General features: G+C 64.4%; 20 protein-coding genes and 1 tRNA gene. 13 read left to right on the top strand and 8 right to left on the bottom strand.

The annotated features are described in order from the left end of the window. The 5 genes from bioF (at position 1) to LU493_RS17070 (ending at position 3,543) form a co-directional block, all read left to right on the top strand. Entirely contained in the window at positions 1-1,161 is a 1,161-nt protein-coding gene (gene bioF, locus LU493_RS17090; protein WP_428994577.1) for an 8-amino-7-oxononanoate synthase, read from the top strand. Beyond that, positions 1,158-1,892 (top strand): alpha/beta fold hydrolase, encoded by a 735-nt coding sequence (locus LU493_RS17085; protein ID WP_275289012.1) that lies wholly within the window; start codon positions 1,158-1,160, stop codon positions 1,890-1,892. The genes bioF and LU493_RS17085 overlap by 4 nt, the downstream gene beginning before the upstream one ends. Continuing rightward, the gene (locus LU493_RS17080; RefSeq protein ID WP_275289011.1) at positions 1,889-2,698 is read left to right on the top strand and encodes a methyltransferase domain-containing protein; all 810 of its coding nucleotides are present in this window, start codon (positions 1,889-1,891) and stop codon (positions 2,696-2,698) included. Before LU493_RS17085 ends, LU493_RS17080 begins: the two co-directional genes overlap by 4 nt. Before the next feature lies 1 nt (position 2,699). Next, positions 2,700-3,413, top strand: a complete 714-nt coding sequence (gene bioD, locus LU493_RS17075) for a dethiobiotin synthase (RefSeq protein WP_275289010.1) — start codon at positions 2,700-2,702, stop codon at positions 3,411-3,413. A 45-nt stretch (positions 3,414-3,458) separates the two neighbouring features. Then, positions 3,459-3,543: transfer RNA gene (locus tag LU493_RS17070), tRNA-Leu, on the top strand. A gap of 259 nt (positions 3,544-3,802) precedes the next feature. On the opposite strand, the gene LU493_RS17065 is transcribed toward LU493_RS17070, so the two are convergent. Together LU493_RS17065 and LU493_RS17060 are read right to left on the bottom strand one after the other, a co-directional pair. Next, positions 3,803-4,174 carry a helix-turn-helix domain-containing protein gene (locus tag LU493_RS17065; RefSeq protein WP_275289009.1) on the bottom strand — a complete coding sequence of 124 codons (372 nt, stop codon included), beginning with the start codon at positions 4,172-4,174 and terminating at the stop codon, positions 3,803-3,805. A gap of 21 nt (positions 4,175-4,195) precedes the next feature. Beyond that, positions 4,196-4,447: a type II toxin-antitoxin system RelE family toxin gene (locus LU493_RS17060; protein ID WP_275289008.1), complete on the bottom strand. Its 252-nt coding sequence runs from the start codon at positions 4,445-4,447 to the stop codon at positions 4,196-4,198. Positions 4,448-4,512: 65 nt separating this feature from the next. Between LU493_RS17060 and LU493_RS17055 the strand changes: the two genes are divergently transcribed. Next, positions 4,513-5,373 (top strand): dihydrofolate reductase family protein, encoded by an 861-nt coding sequence (locus tag LU493_RS17055; RefSeq protein ID WP_275289007.1) that lies wholly within the window; start codon positions 4,513-4,515, stop codon positions 5,371-5,373. Between the two features lie 360 nt (positions 5,374-5,733). Further along, the gene (locus tag LU493_RS17050; RefSeq protein ID WP_275289006.1) at positions 5,734-6,036 is read left to right on the top strand and encodes a hypothetical protein; all 303 of its coding nucleotides are present in this window, start codon (positions 5,734-5,736) and stop codon (positions 6,034-6,036) included. A 128-nt stretch (positions 6,037-6,164) separates the two neighbouring features. Here the strand turns inward: LU493_RS17050 and LU493_RS17045 are convergent, their stop codons facing one another. Then, positions 6,165-7,121 carry a hypothetical protein gene (locus LU493_RS17045; protein ID WP_275289005.1) on the bottom strand — a complete coding sequence of 319 codons (957 nt, stop codon included), beginning with the start codon at positions 7,119-7,121 and terminating at the stop codon, positions 6,165-6,167. Between the two features lie 118 nt (positions 7,122-7,239). On the opposite strand from LU493_RS17045, the gene LU493_RS17040 reads away from it, so the two are divergent. The 5 genes from LU493_RS17040 to LU493_RS17020 all read left to right on the top strand — a co-directional run bounded on the left by LU493_RS17040 (position 7,240) and on the right by LU493_RS17020 (position 10,486). Continuing rightward, on the top strand, positions 7,240-7,704 hold the full coding sequence (locus LU493_RS17040; protein ID WP_275289004.1) for an Lrp/AsnC family transcriptional regulator: 465 nt from the start codon (positions 7,240-7,242) through the stop codon (positions 7,702-7,704). 103 nt (positions 7,705-7,807) lie between these two features. Beyond that, the gene (bioA, locus tag LU493_RS17035) at positions 7,808-9,082 is read left to right on the top strand and encodes an adenosylmethionine--8-amino-7-oxononanoate transaminase (protein WP_275289003.1); all 1,275 of its coding nucleotides are present in this window, start codon (positions 7,808-7,810) and stop codon (positions 9,080-9,082) included. A 33-nt stretch (positions 9,083-9,115) separates the two neighbouring features. Next, the gene (locus LU493_RS17030; protein ID WP_275289002.1) at positions 9,116-9,433 is read left to right on the top strand and encodes a winged helix-turn-helix domain-containing protein; all 318 of its coding nucleotides are present in this window, start codon (positions 9,116-9,118) and stop codon (positions 9,431-9,433) included. 90 nt (positions 9,434-9,523) lie between these two features. Continuing rightward, a complete protein-coding gene (locus LU493_RS17025; protein WP_275289001.1) occupies positions 9,524-10,072 on the top strand; it encodes a thioredoxin family protein in 549 nt (182 codons plus the stop codon). Between the two features lie 36 nt (positions 10,073-10,108). Next, positions 10,109-10,486, top strand: coding sequence for a VOC family protein (locus LU493_RS17020; protein WP_275289000.1), 378 nt, complete (start codon positions 10,109-10,111; stop codon positions 10,484-10,486). Here the strand turns inward: LU493_RS17020 and LU493_RS17015 are convergent. The 3 genes from LU493_RS17015 to LU493_RS17005 form a co-directional block, all read right to left on the bottom strand. After that, a complete protein-coding gene (locus tag LU493_RS17015) occupies positions 10,483-11,115 on the bottom strand; it encodes a glutathione S-transferase family protein (protein ID WP_275288999.1) in 633 nt (210 codons plus the stop codon). The genes LU493_RS17020 and LU493_RS17015 overlap by 4 nt on opposite strands. 91 nt (positions 11,116-11,206) lie before the next feature. Next, the gene (locus tag LU493_RS17010) at positions 11,207-11,683 is read right to left on the bottom strand and encodes a DUF523 domain-containing protein (protein WP_275288998.1); all 477 of its coding nucleotides are present in this window, start codon (positions 11,681-11,683) and stop codon (positions 11,207-11,209) included. Positions 11,684-11,744: 61 nt separating this feature from the next. Continuing rightward, the gene (locus tag LU493_RS17005; RefSeq protein ID WP_275288997.1) at positions 11,745-12,329 is read right to left on the bottom strand and encodes a GNAT family N-acetyltransferase; all 585 of its coding nucleotides are present in this window, start codon (positions 12,327-12,329) and stop codon (positions 11,745-11,747) included. A gap of 202 nt (positions 12,330-12,531) precedes the next feature. Here LU493_RS17005 and LU493_RS17000 point away from each other — a divergent pair, with 202 nt between their 5' ends. Then, the gene (locus tag LU493_RS17000) at positions 12,532-13,326 is read left to right on the top strand and encodes an SDR family NAD(P)-dependent oxidoreductase (protein ID WP_275288996.1); all 795 of its coding nucleotides are present in this window, start codon (positions 12,532-12,534) and stop codon (positions 13,324-13,326) included. Between the two features lie 47 nt (positions 13,327-13,373). Here the strand turns inward: LU493_RS17000 and LU493_RS19985 are convergent, their stop codons facing one another. Both LU493_RS19985 and LU493_RS16995 read right to left on the bottom strand, forming a co-directional pair. Beyond that, complete coding sequence (locus LU493_RS19985) at positions 13,374-13,538, bottom strand: VOC family protein (RefSeq protein ID WP_343076099.1); 165 nt, start codon at positions 13,536-13,538, stop codon at positions 13,374-13,376. A gap of 68 nt (positions 13,539-13,606) precedes the next feature. Beyond that, entirely contained in the window at positions 13,607-15,418 is a 1,812-nt protein-coding gene (locus LU493_RS16995; RefSeq protein ID WP_275288995.1) for an acyl-CoA dehydrogenase C-terminal domain-containing protein, read from the bottom strand. Positions 15,419-15,612: the final 194 nt, after the last annotated feature.

Raw genomic sequence — 15,612 nt, 5'->3', positions numbered from 1 at the left:
GTGATGTCGCGTGTGGACCTCTGGTCGAAGCGCCTGGCGAGTGCCGCGGAACAGCGGCGCACGGACGGGGGCTGGCGGCAGCGCCCCGTCCTGGATGAGGCCGCCCGTCTCATCGACTTCGCCGGCAACGACTACCTCGGCCTGGCCGACGACCCGCGCCTGATCGAGGCCCAGGCCGAGGGTGCGAGACGCTTCGGAGCCGGCGCGCGAGCCTCGCACCTGGTCTCCGGGCATCACGCGATCCACGAGCGACTCGAACAACGCCTGGCCGACCTGACCGGACGCCCTCGCGCCCTGCTGTTCTCCACCGGCTACATGGCCAATCTCGGCGTGCTGCAGGCGCTGTGCGACCGCCACACCCGGGTGTTCCAGGACCGCCTCAACCACGCCTCGCTGCTCGACGGCGCCCGCCTGGCCGAGGCGTCCTCGCGACGCTTTCACCACCGCGATCTCGTGGACCTCGAGCGCCTGCTCGATCGCGCTCCCCAGGACGCGCCGGCACTGGTCGTCAGCGATGGTGTCTTCAGCATGGATGGCGACACCGCCGACATCGCCGGCCTCGCGAGCACCTGCCGGCGCCAGGGCGCCTGGTTGATGGTCGACGATGCCCATGGCCTCGGCGTGCTCGGCGAACATGGCGACGGCTGCGTGGGACGCGCCCACGACCACCACCAGGTGCCGATACTGGTCGGCACCCTGGGCAAGGCCCTGGGCAGTGCCGGAGCCTTCGTGGCGGGCGACGCGGCCTTGATCGACCACCTGATCCAGTTCGCCCGCCCCTACATCTACACCACGGCCCAGCCTCCCGGCGTGGCGGCGGCCACCCTGGCCGCCCTGGACATCCTCGAGGCCGAACCCGAACGACGCGGCCGCCTCCACCAGCGTATCGCCGACTTCCGCCATGAGGCCGCAAGGCTCGGCCTGCCGCTGACCGACTCCCGCACGCCCATCCAGCCCATCGTGCTGGGTGACAACGCACGCGTCATGCGCTGGGCCGAGCGCCTGGCCCGGGCCGGGCTACGCGTCGGCGCCATCCGCGCGCCCACCGTGCCGCGCGGTCAGGCACGCCTGCGGATCACGCTGAGTGCCGCCCACGACACGACGGCGCTCGACGCCCTGTTCGACGCGCTGGACGCCTGTCGACGCGAGGAGGCCTCATGACACGCCTGGTATTGCTCGGCGGCTGGGGCTGCGATGCCCGGATCTGGCAACCTCTCGCCCCCTGTTGGCCCTCTGACCTCGAGGTCCGGACACCGGACTGGCCCGGCTATGCCGATCGCTCGCCACTGGCCGATCCCACTTCGCTGGACGAGCTGGCCGCTACCATGGCCGAGGACCTGCCGGCCGACGCCGTCTGGGGCGGCTGGTCGCTCGGCGGCCTGCTGGCCGCCGTCCTGCTCGACCACCTGCCACCGCCGCGTGCCCTGATACTGCTTGGCATCGGCGACCGCTTCGTCAACCCCCGGGGAGTGAGCGACACGGCCCTGGCCGATTTCCGGCGCGCCCTGCAGCGCTCCCCCGATACCGCCCGGGAACACTTTCTGCGCTGGCAACTCGGCGGCGAGCCCGACCCCGGTCGCGCGCGCCGCGACCTGCGTCGACTGCTCGGCACTGCGTCCCCGGCCTCCGTCGCCACCCTCGACGCCGGCCTCGGACATCTTGCTCGCCTGGACAACCGTCACCGCCTGAGTGCCGCGCCCTGTCCGGTGTACCGCATCGCGGGCACACGCGACCCCTTGCTCGCTCCCGAGGTCCTCGCCTGCGCCGATCAGCGCATCGAGAACGCCGGACACTGTCCGATGCTCAGTCGACCGCAACACCTGGCGACACGGCTGGCAAGCATCGCCGCCGCGCACATGCCCGATCCCGAGCGACCGGAGCCGACATCATGAAGACTGCCGCGATGGCCACCGAGCCGACCGATCATGCCGATGCCGCCGACTGGCGTGCCCGTGTCGCTCACGCCTTTTCCCGCGCCGCGCCGCACTACTCGGGCCGCGCGACCGCCCAGCACATCATGAGCGAACACCTGCTGGCCCACCTGCCCGACAAGGCCGAGTGCCTCCTGGACCTGGGCTGTGGCCCGGGCGAGCTGACCGCCCGACTGGCCCGACATTACCCCGACCATCGCCGGGTCGAAGGCCTCGACCTGGCCCCAGGCATGCTCGATGAAGCGCGTCGACGCCATACCGAGTCGATCCACTGGATCTGCGGCGACGCCGGCATGCTTCCCCACGCCGACGCCAGCTTCGATCTCGTCGTCTCCAACCTGGCGATCCAGTGGTGCCCGGATCTCGACCCTGTGCTCGCCGAGATTCGCCGGGTGCTGAAGCCGGGGGGACGTGCCCTGCTCAACACCCTGGCTCCCGGCACCTTGCGCGAAGTGGGCCAGGCCTGGTCACACCCCGGGCGCCCCGCCGCCTTGCTCGACTTCCACGACGCCGCCCGGCATCGCCTGGCTGCACGGCAAGCCGGCTTTCGCCATGTCGACCTGGAGCAACGCGAGGAGCGCTTCCACTACCCCGACCTGAACGCTGTGATGGCCTCCATCAAGGGCGTCGGCGCCCAGGTGGCCCGACCGGGAAGGCGACTGACCCGAACCGACCTCGCCCGGGCACGATGTCGTTACGAGACGCTGCGCGAGGCCCCCGGCCTGCCCGTCACCTATCACCTGTTAACCCTGATGCTGGAGCGCTGACATGGGAGCCTATTTCGTCACCGGCACCGACACCGACGCCGGCAAGACCCTGGTGGCCAGTGGTCTGCTGACCCTGGCCCGACGCCGAGGCCGGACCACCCTCGGGCTCAAGCCGGTGGCCTCGGGCTGCGACGTCACCTCGCAGGGGCTGCGCAACATCGATGCCCTGACCCTCGGCGAGCAGAGCACGCCCGAGGTACCGTACGATGTCCTCAACCCCTACGCCTATGCACCGGCCATTGCCCCCCATCTGGCCGCTCGGCGTGCCGGTAACGTCCCGACGCTGGACGACCTGGTCGCGGCCACCGCCGCCCCGCTGGCCTGGCGACGCGACCTGACCCTGGTGGAAGGCGCCGGCGGCTGGCGCGTCCCCCTCAATGACCACGAGGACCTCGCCGGCCTGGCCAGACGACTCGAGCTTCCGGTGATCCTCGTGGTGGGCCTCCAGCTCGGTTGCCTCAACCACGCCATCCTCAGTGCCGAGGCGATTCGTGCCGACGGCCTGCAGCTGGCCGGCTGGGTGGGCAACCTGATCGAGCCGGGCCTGTCCTTCGACGAGACCAGCGACGCAGCCCTGTACCATAACAATCTCGATACCCTGACGCGCCGGCTTCCGGCCCCGAACCTCGGCATCCTTCCGCGTCTGGACGGAGAGAGCCCGATCGCCCGCGCCGAGGCCGCCGCCAAGCACCTGCATCTCCCCGAGATCGATTGACTTGCAGGAAGCGGTCCGTAAAATATGGACGCCTGCCTGACCCGTGCGGATGTGGTGGAATTGGTAGACACGCCAGATTTAGGTTCTGGTGCCTTCGGGCGTGGGAGTTCAAGTCTCCCCATCCGCACCATCTAACCCTTATTTTTCAACAAATTATCTTATAGCCTAGCCGCCAAATGGGCCTGAATATGCCTGTTTTGGGCATGGTGTGGTCAGCTTTTTGGTCAACATTTTTCAGCGACCTATCGCTGTGGGCAGATACCTGGCTGCAGCTCAATGGTAGAAGCCCCGTAAAGTACAAGACTCAGGCCTTGGGCGCCGACTGAATGAACCGTCCAACTATTGAGGGGCTGTTCACCACTCCCGACGGGGCTACGGCATGTCAGGGCTCACGTCAGATCGCTCAACTCTACATCCAGCGCTTCGGCGATCCGCTTCAACACTCCCAGCGAGCCGGTCTTCTTGCCTGCCTCGAGCTCCGACAGATAGCCCTGACTGATGCCCGCTCGCTTGGCCAGGTCGCCTGCACGCAGTCCTCGATGCTCGCGGAACACCCGCACCGGTGCCACACCATCGATCAATGCCTCGACAACGCTGGACGGAAACGTCTCTTCGCCGGCGTCGACGCGGGCACGGGCCTCATTCGCCGCCACAATATCGTGATGGTCTTCCGCCTGCTCGAGCAGCTCGGCGTAGTCCCGCTCGCTCAGCACCACCAGGCGCTCGCCGGTGGGTGTCTTGATGAACTGTGGTGTCCCCATGATCTGTTTCCTCGTGATTCATCATCGATAGACGTCCCCGCGGGCACCGATCTTTAGCACCAACAGCACCGTGCCCTGATCGTCCATGATCACTCGCCAACTCCCAACCCGCAGGCGAATATACTCGCTACCCGCCAGTGCATTGACATTGTTGCGCTGAGTCGCCGGATCATCGGCATAGGCCGCAATCTTGCGTTGGAGTCGCTGCGCGTCCGGTCGCGGCATACGCTTCAACGTCTTCAAGGCGTCCTTGCTATATGAGATCGTCGTCATAGCCTCAATTATAGCTTTACGCAAACATCAGGCAATCTATTTTAGCCAGTAGCTAAAATTATTGCATGGCTCCCTCCCCTTCCAGTGCAAGAACCGCCATCTACATCGACCGCCGCTTCCGCGCCTCCACGCCCGGCCAATCGCCCAGAACGGCTATCGCCGATACTGATTGCCACGACCATGTCGATGGCCTTGTCGATTATGCGGTGCCCCGTTCGACGACTGGATGCAAGAAGGACAATCTGGAGGATAAGCTCATGCGGAAAGTGATTGTCGGCGCCTTCGTGTCACTGGATGGCGTCATGCAGGCCCCCGGCGGGCCCCGGGAAGATCCGACCGGCGGATTTCACTACGGCGGTTGGGTGATGCCGCTGATGGACGAGGTGTTCGGCGAGGAAGTCGACAAGCTGTTCGCTCAACCGTTCGACCTGTTGCTCGGACGAAAGACCTACGAGATCTTTGCGGCCCACTGGCCGTACGCCGAAGGCGGTCCCGACGACGCCATGGCCAGAACTTTCAATTCGATCACCAAGCATGTCGCGACCCGCAAGGGCCTGGACCTGAACTGGAAAGGCTCGGTGGCCCTCCGTGACGCGGCGCTCGATGTCGCCGGGCTGAAGCAGGAAAACGGACCGGCGCTGATCACGCAAGGCAGCAGCGACCTGATTCGAACACTGCTCGCCAACGATCTCGTCGACGAGATCAATCTGTTCACCTTTCCGATCGTGCTCGGGAACGGCAAGACTCTGTTCGACGATGGCGCGAAGGCGACGGCCTTCAAGCTGACCGACCATCGGGTGTCCCCCAACGGGATCGTGATCACGCGATATGAGCGCGCCGGTGCGGTGAAAACCGATGACTATTCCATGGACCCGCCCACACCGGCGGAAGTCGCACGGCGCGAGAAGATGCAGCGTGAGGGGTAGCGGTCTCCGCAAAAGGCGGGCGTCGCGCCCTGAGCACGGTACGCATTGCTATGCATCCGGGCAGCGGGCTCCGTGACACCCCGACAACACTTCGACTTTATCGAATAGTTTATGGATTTTAAGTCTCTTTTGTTCGGCCAGAAAGATCTATTAGCATACTAACTATTGAGAGGAGAGGCCTCTCGGGAAATGCTGAATAAATAGCCGAGCATAGTGAAGCGCAAGGCGTCAGGAGCGCAGAAAGCGATACATAACATGAGGTTAGGTGAGCTTTCTAGCACCGCGCAACGCAGCGATTTGCATGCGCAGGCATTTATCAGTGTTTCCCCTCGAGACACACCGAATCAAAGGAGACGCACCATGAAACTCAAGCCGATGTTCTCAGCACTGCTTATCGCCGCTCTGCCGATCGCCGCCCAGGCCGGCCAGGCATCCGCGCTCACCATGCAGCTGAACGAGCCGCTGTCCGCGCCCAGCCAGGCAGCAGACCAGGACATTCAGCACCATGCAGCAATGGCGGATGTCTCATCCGATATCGTGGCCGACGGTGGCAGCGACGCCATGGCGAAAGCCCGCCTCAAGCTGCGTGCGGAACAGCAGCACAAGACCGATATCGCGGTAAGTGAGGATCCCCTGGCACCGGCCCGGGAAGCCACCACCTGAGAAAGCTGGCGAGATACTATACCGCTCGCCGGAGCATTCGATTCGAGCAGCCGGCATCGGATCGCACAGGCACCGTCCTAAGGCGGACGGTGCCTTTGTCTGTTGGTGTCCCCTTCCTGATCGCCTCTTCAGACCCGCGCCCGCCCCCATCGATCGGGACGCCATCCGTCGGGCCACCGGGCCATGGCGAAGATGACCAGGCAGGCAAAGAACAGCCGGGCCCAGAGCACTCCGGTCAGATCCGCCCCCAGCACCAGAATCAGCAGGGTATCCTCGATGACGCTATGGCAGAGCCCGAGAAAGCAGAGCGCCAGGAAGCTGTCACGTCGATTCATGACGCCGGCGTCGACATCGCGAATCAACAGGCCGGCACCATAACTCAGTCCCAGCGTGAAGCCGATCACGGTGGTATTGGCCGCCGACCGACCGATGCCCAGCACCCCCAGGAGCGGCGCCAGGGCCAGGTGAATCAGCCGCTCGAGCCTCAGGTGACGCAGCACCGCCAGCAGCACCATCAGCCCGAGGATGATCAGATAGATCATTGCCAGGGTACGCAGTTGCGCCATCCCCCAGGCCAATGGCCCCTCCGGGACAGGAGCCGGACGCCAGGCGATCTCGGCAGTTTCCTGGAGCAGCCCGCCCGTCGCATAGACCCAATGCAAGATGCCGCCCAGGGCCAGTGCTCCCCCCAGGCGCAGCGCCAGCGTGACCCACCAGGGCACCCCGGCGCGCTTGGCGACGGCCCCCTCCACGGGCAGGGAATGTCCCACCAGCATCAGGGCGCCGAGCACCGTGACCTGCGCCACGCTCAGCGACATGTCACCGGCGACCTCGAAGAACACCACGAGCCCCGTAAAGATATTGGTCAGAAGGGTCGCCGCCCAGACCACGCCCATGGCATCAGGAAGCCCCAGCCAGCCCATCAGCGGAGACAACACCTCGCCGAGCCAGCCAATGGCGCCGAGCCACTCCAGCCCCTTGACGATCAACAGCGCCGGTACCATCACCTTGAGCAAGGTCGTATAAACGAAGAGTGCATCGCGCACGAGTTTCCAGGCGGCACTGGCACAGCGACGGACATTCATGGCGGACTCCATGTCGGCAAGTGAGGCATCATCCTAGCCCGCCTGATGCAGAATCTTCTGTTCAATAACAGAAATTCGACATATATCCTATCGAATCTCCCCTCAGTAGCCGAAGATCATGTCACTGGATAATCTCGATTGTCGCATTCTCGACCGCCTGCAGCGCGACGCCGACATCACCAACCAGGCGCTGGCCGATGAAGTAGGCCTTTCACCCTCGGCCTGTCTGAAACGCGTCAAACGACTGCGGGAAACCGGCATCATCGAGCGTCAGGTCGCCCTGGTGAGTCCCGACGCCATGCAGCCCTGTCTGCACATGGTGGTGGAGGTCACGATGGAGCGGGATCACAAGTCGCTCTATCAGCGTTTCCTGCAACGGGCCATCGCCGCCCCGGAGGTCAAGCAGTGCTATCAGGTCACCGGCGAGTGCGATTTCGTGCTGATCGTCGTGGTGCCCGACATGGATGCCTATGACCGCTTCTGCGACACGGTTCTCTATGCCGACGACAATATGCGCAAGTTCCGCACCCTGCTCTCCCGCAAGCGCAGCAAGTTCGACACCTCCGCCCTGATCCCGGGCTGAGCGGTGGTCGACTCCTGTCAGGCCCCAAAAGGTAAACTCTTAAAAAAAATCCGGTTTACATGTAAAGTGCGAGGCACATTCGCATGGTCTGCCCGGAGATCCGATGAGCGCTTCCGCTTCCCCCGTCTGGCATCCCTATGCCCATCTCAAGACCCAGTCCCCCGCCCCCAGGGTCGTCGGCGGCGATGGCCCTCGTTTCACCCTGGACAGCGGCGAGTCGCTGCTGGATGCCACCTGCTCCTGGTGGTGCATGATTCATGGCTATCGCCATCCACGCCTGGTGCGTGCCATCCAGCAGCAGGCCGATGAACTCTGCCACGTGATGCTCGGCGGCCTGACCCACGATCCCGCCGACCGGTTGGCCCGGGAACTGGTACGTATCACCCCGGAAGGCCTCAACCACGTCTTCTATTCGGACAGCGGCTCGGTTGGCATGGAGGTCGCCATGAAGATGGCCGTGCAGTACCAGTATCTGCGCGGCCAACCCGGCAAGCATCGCATGCTGTCGCTGATGAAGGCCTATCACGGCGACACCGCCGGTTGCATGGCGGTCTGCGATCCCGAGGAAGGCATGCACTCGCTGTTCGCCGGTTTCCTGCCGCAACACCACTTCGCGCCGGCGCCCACCGCCTCGTTCGATGCCGAGGATGACGCCGTTCAGGCTGATCTCGATGCCCTGCGGGCAGTCCTGGAAGCCCATCACCACGAGATCGCTGCTCTGCTCATGGAGCCGCTGCTGCAGGCCGCCGGCGGTCTCAACATGACCTCGCCGGGCTACCTGCGCGGGGCCCGCAAGCTCTGCGAGGAATTCGATGTCCTGCTGATCCTCGACGAAGTCGCCACCGGCTTCGGCCGCACGGGGCGTATGTTCGCCGCCGAGCATGCCGAGGTAACGCCGGACATCATGGTGCTCTCCAAGGGGCTGACCGGTGGCTATCTCGGCCATGCCGCCACCCTGGCCACCGACCGCGTGCACGATGCCTTCATCGGCGACAGCGAACTTCATGCCTTCATGCACGGTCCGACCTTCATGGGCAACCCCCTGGCCTGCCGTGTTGCCCTGGAGAGCCTGGCGGTCTTCGAGGAAGACGACTACCTGGGGCGCATCGCGGCCCTGAATCAGATACTGCGCACGGAACTGCTGGACGACACGGCGTTAGGTGCCCATCCGGCCGTGGCCGATGTGCGCGTGCTGGGCGCCACCGCCGCGATCGAGGTCCACGATGCCGACTCGCTCGAGGGCGCGGCGGATTTCGCCAGACGCCAGGGTGTCTGGCTGCGTTCCTTCGGCCGCTGGCTGTACACCATGCCCGCCTACATCACATCCCCGGAGGAAATGCGCCAGATCACCGAGGCGATGAAAGACTGGTTTCGGTAGCATGGCGGAACACTCTCTGATCGTGCCCAGTTCATGACGTCACTCAACAAGACCCAGTCAAGCTTCTATCGCCGTCTCTACGTGGCCCATCTGATTGCCGCCGGTACCGACAGCGTGCCGGCGATCGTCGCCGCCACGGGCATGCCGAGGCGCACCGCCCAGGACACCCTGTCGGCACTGGCCGAGCTGGACATCCATTGCGAGTTCGAGCCCGCCCCCGGACAGCGCCACAATATCGGTCATTACGTGATTCACGACTGGGGCCCCATCGACCCCGACTGGGTGGCCAGTCATGCCGAGCGGCTACGCCTCGCCCTAGGGTATCCCTCTCCGGAGGACAGTGCCCGGTAGCACGACCAGGCGGTACCGCAGGCCAGGGCCTTTCACCCTCCAGCCGGGCTGATATCCTCGAGAGATATCCGCAACGCGAAGGAGCCTGTCATGTCCCTGACGCCCTCCCGAATGATCGATCTACAAAGCCCCCTGCCCACCTTCCGCCTGCCCGACACCGCAGGCCATCTGGTGAGCAGCGAGGACTATACCGACCAGCCGCTGCTGGTCATCTTCATGTGCAACCATTGTCCCTTCGTGAAGCATCTGGCCGATGCGCTCGCCGACTTCACCCGCGAGTATCAGGCACGAGGCCTGGCGGTGGTCGGCATCAACAGCAACGATTTCCAGGCCCATCCCGAGGATCGACCCAAGCGCATGCTGGAGGAAGCCCGAGAACGCGGCTATACCTTTCCCTATCTGGTCGACGAGACCCAGGACGTGGCGCGGGCTTTCGATGCGGCCTGCACCCCGGACTTCTTCCTGTTCGATCACCATCACAGGCTCGCCTATCGAGGCCAGTTTGACGACAGCCGTCCGAGCCAGGATGTGCCGGTGACCGGGCACGACCTCCGCGAGGCCGCCGATGACGTACTGGCCGGCCAGGCGCCCAGCGACACGCAGAAGCCGTCCATGGGCTGTAATATCAAGTGGAAATGACCAGAACTGCCAGCACCCGGACATATCGGAGGTCGCATGACCACCCATCTCTACTTCGAGATCCAGGCCGAGTCGCCTGACCGCGCCCGCCACTTCTATGGCGAACTCTTCGGCTGGACGTTCACTCGAGTCGAAGGACTACCGGTGGACTACTGGCGCATCGACACCGGCGGCATGCAAGGCGGCCTGCTGCAACGTCCCGCCGCCACGCCACCGGATGAGTGCGGTACCAACGCCTTCACCTGCTCCTTCGAGGTCGACGATATCCACGCCAGCGCCGAACGCATCGCCAGCCTCGGCGGCCAAGTCGCCCTGCCGATCTTCGCCATACCCGGTACCTGCTGGCAGGGCTACTTCCTCGACCCCGAGGGCAATACCTTCGGGCTCTTCCAGGTCGACAACCAGGCGGGTTAATCGGGAGACCAGCCCCTCGCTGCCATCTCGCGCTCGACGTACTCCCTGACCCGGCGTGACGCCGGGCGCGCCTCGAGGCCTCGGCAGTAGGTCTCGAACGCCGGCCGCTTCTCGATCGTGCCGAACTGCATGCCCCAGCTCAGGTGCGAACCGACATAGACATCGGCCGCGGAAAAGCGATTGCCGGCGATATAACCCTTGCCATCGACAGCCCTCTCCAGGGTCTCGATCACGCGCTCGAGGCGGCCGAATCCCAACATTCTCTCCTGCTCGGGTGTCGGCTGAAAGCCGCATCCCTTCAGGGAGACTGCCGCTTCCAGCGGACCGGCAGCAAAGAACAGCCAACGATAGTAATCGCCACGTTCGGCAGGTGCCGGTGCCAGACCGGCCTCCGGGAAGGCATCGGCGAGATAGGCACAGATCGCGGCGGCCTCGGTGACCACCACATCGCCATGACGAATCGCCGGCACCTTGCCCATCGGGTTGATGGCCAGATACGCCGGCGACTTCATGGCATCGCCGAACTCCTGCACTTCCATTCGATAATCAGCACCAACCTCCTCGAGCATCCAGTGGACAATACTGCTGCGCGACAAGGGATTGGTATAGAAAACGAGCGTCTCTGGCATGTCAGCCGTCCTCGTTGCGGGAAATGATGGGTCATGACAAGGACAGGATAGTCCGCTGTCTCACGACACGGGCCACTCCCTACGGGGCCACTCACAACAACGCCGCCACCCGCTCGAGCTCATGCTGGCTGAAGACGTCCACGCCATGCCGCGCCAGCAGCGCCGAGGTCACGCCCATGCCAGCCATCGTGCGACCGGCGAAGCCGCCATCGTAGATACGCTGGCTGCCACAGGATGGGCTGGCCTCGGTGAGAATGGCATAACGGATGCCATGGCGCTGGCAGAGCGCCAATGCCAGGTCGGCACCGCGCAGAAAGGCCGGGGTGACATCCTCGCCATCACGGGCAATGACGCGGGCGGTACCATCGAGAACATCGCGGCCGTTACCCGCCTGGATCTCCGCCGGCTCACGGGGCGTGGCGAGCCCGGCCTGCACCTCCGGGCATACCGCCACCAGCCGCCCTTCCTCGCGCCAACGCGCCAGGATCGTACTCTCCTGTGTCTTGGCGCGGCCATCGTAGCGCACCGGCTGGCCCAACAGGCAGGCGCTGATCAGGATTTTCTCCACGGGTCCCCCGAACTTTTTTCATACCAAAGCTTGCGACGTCTTGGTCACGCTGGATCCCTTCTCATCGCCCGATGTCACTCATCTCCTCTGCAGGCGACATTTCGCGCGCCAGCATACCGTATACCAGGTGCGTCACGGGTTGCTCGCCGAGCCATTCGCACTCCCGCAACCGCCCTTCCTCGGTAAACCCCAGGCGCTCGGCCACGCCACGGCTCTTCGCGTTGTGCTCGCCGCAATGCAGCTCGATGCGATGCAGCCGCAGCTCGCCGAAGCCGAGTTCCAGCAACTCGCGCACACAGGCGGTGACGATGCCGCAGCCGGTGACGTCATGGGCCAACCAATACCCCAGTGCCGCCAGGCGCCGACGCGCCACGATTCGATTGAACCCGCAGGCGCCTACCAGGCTGCCCCGCCACAGGATGGCGAAATGCATGGCGGTACCGGCCCGCCATTCCTCCATGACCGAGTCGATGAAGGCACGGCTATCGTCGACCGATCGGGTGGCATCCACCCAGGGCAGCCACTCGCGCAGCGTGGGCCGGTTGGCATCGACGGCGTCAAAAAGCGCCGAGGCATGATGGCGATCCAATGGCGCCATGGTGATCTCGTCGGAGACCTCGCGAGGTCGTGACGGCATGACAGTCATGATGCGCTTCCTCCTTGAATCGCTTGAAGGTTCAAGCATGCCATCGTCAAATTCGCTCCGCGAGCCACCTGTCCCCACCTTGTCGCTTCTCTCTTGCCGTCATGGGCTTGCCGTCACGAGCTTGTCGCGACGCGGCCGGCCTATTTGTTAGAGTGCTATCTATCAAGCTCATGATACGTGATCGTGACTCAAGGAGGCTTCCATGCAGATCGACCTGACCGGCAAGACTGCCATTGTTACCGGCTCCACCGGGGGCATCGGCTTCGCCATCGCCAAGGGCCTGGCAGACAGCGGAGCCAGCGTGGTGCTGAACGGGCGCCGACAGGGCGCCGTCAACGACGCCCTGGAACGCCTGCGCCAGCAGGTACCGAACGCCGATGCCCGCGGCGTGGCCGCCGATCTCGGCAGTGCCGATGGCTGTGACGCCATGCTCACCGCCGAGCCCGATGTCGATATCCTGGTCAACAACGTCGGCATCTTCGGCCCTCAGGACTTTTTCGACACCCCGGACGACGAATGGCAGCGCTTCTTCGACGTCAACGTGATGTCCGGCGTACGCCTGTCGCGCGCCTATGCGGGCGGCATGGTCGAGCGCGGCTGGGGGCGTATCCTCTTCCTGTCGTCGGAGTCGGCGCTGAATATCCCCGACGACATGATCCACTACGGCGTGACCAAGACCGCCTACCTGTCCCTGTCGCGAGGACTGGCCAAGCGCCTGGCCGGCACCGGAGTCACGGTCAACGCGATACTACCGGGACCCACCCTCTCCGAAGGCGTTCAGGAGATGCTCGCCGAGCAGCAGAAAGAGAGCGGCAAGTCGATGGAAGACACCGCGCGGGACTTCGTGATGGCCCAGCGGCCCAGCTCGATCATCCAGCGCGCCGCCACTGTCGAGGAAGTCGCCAACATGGTCGTCTATGCCGCCTCGCCCCAGGCCTCGGCCACCAGCGGCGGCGCCCTGCGGGTGGACGGCGGCGTGGTGGACAGCATCGCCTGACGCCCGACCGGTGCCTGGCATCAGAACAGAATGGCAGGTCTCCCGATTCAGGCATCCCGCCAGGGGTCATAGCTGCCGAAGTTCCAGAGATGCCCCTCGAGATCTCGACAACAGTACAAGCGCCCCCCATAGGGCTGGTCCTCGGGTGGCATCAGCACCCTCGCCCCCATCGCTTCGGCCTGGCGATGGTGAGCATCGACCCGCCAGGACATAAAAAAAGCGGCGGGCAAGGCCCGCCGCAACACCGATCAGAGCGCCTGATCAGAGAGAGCCACAAGGATCAGATTTCGAACCCGCGACCGAAGTCGTCGGGGGACAGTGCCATCAGCGACTCGCCACCGGCCTGGACCATCCGGGCATGGGCACGGGTACGCGGCAGCAGTCGTTCGTAGAAGAAACGTGCAGTGTTGATCTTGGCGCGATAGAAGGCGGCATCATCGGTGCTGGTTTCCAGCGCCGTCCGGGCCTGCTTCACGGCACGGGCGAACAGGTAGGCAAGCGTCACGTAGCCGGCATACATCAGGTAATCGACGCTGGCCGCTCCCACTTCCTCGCGGTCGTTCATGGCCTTCATGCCCACGCCCATGGTCAATTCACCCCACTCGGCATTGAGCTTGGCCAACGGACGCACGAACTCGGCCATGGCGGGATTGCCTTCCTCGGCCTGACAGAATTTATGGATCTCCCTGGTGAAGACCTTGAGCGTCTCGCCCTGGCTCATCAGCACCTTGCGTCCCAGCAGATCGAGGGCCTGGATGCCCGTGGTGCCCTCATAGAGACGAGTGATACGGGCATCACGCACCAGTTGCTCCATGCCCCATTCCTGGATGAAGCCATGGCCGCCGAACACCTGCACGCCCTCGTTGGTCGCCTCGAACCCGACCTCGGTGAGAAAGGCCTTGACGATGGGCGTCAGCAGGCCCAGCAGGGTCTCGGCGTGCTCGCGCTGCCCGGCATCGTCACTGCGCTCCACCACATCGACCATCTGTGCCGTGTAGAGCACCAGCATGCGGCCGCCTTCGGCGAAGGCCTTCTGGGTCAGCAGCATGCGGCGGACATCCGGGTGAACAATGATCGGATCGGCCGGCTTGTCCTCGGCCTTGGCGCCGGAAAGCCCACGCATCTGCAGGCGATCCCGTGCATACATCAGGGCATTCTGGAAGCTGGCCTCGGTGAGCCCGAGTCCCTGGATTCCCACCCCGATACGCGCGGCATTCATCATGGTGAACATGCAGGCCAGGCCCTTGTGGGGCCTGCCGACCAGGAAGCCTCGGGCGCCATCGAAGTTCATCACGCAAGTGGCATTGCCGTGAATGCCCATCTTGTGTTCGAGAGACCCGCAACTCACGCCGTTCCGCTCGCCCGGATTGCCATCGGCATCCGGCACGAACTTCGGCACCACGAACAGGGAAATCCCCCTGGAGCCGGCCGGCGCATCCGGCAGCTTGGCCAGCACCAGGTGAACGATGTTCTCGGCCAGATCGTGTTCACCGGCAGAGATGAAGATCTTCGTGCCGGTGACAGCGAAGCTGCCGTCATCCTGAGGTACCGCCCGGGTCTTGATCAGCCCCAGATCGGTGCCGCAATGGGGCTCGGTCAGGCACATGGTCCCGGTCCACACGCCCTCGACCAGCTTGGTCAGGTAAGTGCTCTTCTGCTGTTCGGTGCCATGATGACGCAAGGCATCGGCGGCCCCATGGGACAGCCCCGGATACATGCCCCAGGCCAGATTGGTGGCACAGATCATCTCCGAGAGCACCATGGCCAGCGAGGGCGGCAACCCCTGCCCGCCCTGCTCCGGATCCGCGGCCAGGCCCGGCCAGCCACCTTCCACGTACTGGTGATACGCCTCCTTGAACCCCTTGGGCGTCTTGACCTCGCCGCCCTCGAGAAGACAGCCTTCCAGGTCGCCACTCTGGTTCAACGGCAGCAGTTCTTCCCGCGCGAAGCGCGCGCCCTCCTCGAGGATCGCCCCCACCACATCGGGCGTCGCCTCCTCGCCACCGGGCAATCCCGCGTAATGGGTCGGATAATCGAGCATCTCGTCCATGACGAAGCGCAGATCACGCAAGGGGGCCTGGTAGTCGGGCATTGTCTCTCTCCTCGAACGTGGACGCAGGAAGCAGCCTATCGCTGGCAAACCGATTTTCAAACATTTGTTTGAAATTACGCTCGCGGAGCATGACAGTCAAGCGTTCGTTTCAATTCTGAAGCTGGAAGCTGGAAGCTGGAAGCTGGAAGCTGGAAGCTGGAAGCTGGAAGCTGGAAGCTGGAAGCTGGAAGCTG

The organism is Halomonas elongata (assembly GCF_029081005.1).
GTDB lineage: Bacteria > Pseudomonadota > Gammaproteobacteria > Pseudomonadales > Halomonadaceae > Halomonas > Halomonas elongata_B.
Note: the sequence above shows the minus strand (reverse complement) of the source record. Positions and strands in the feature narration are given on the sequence as shown.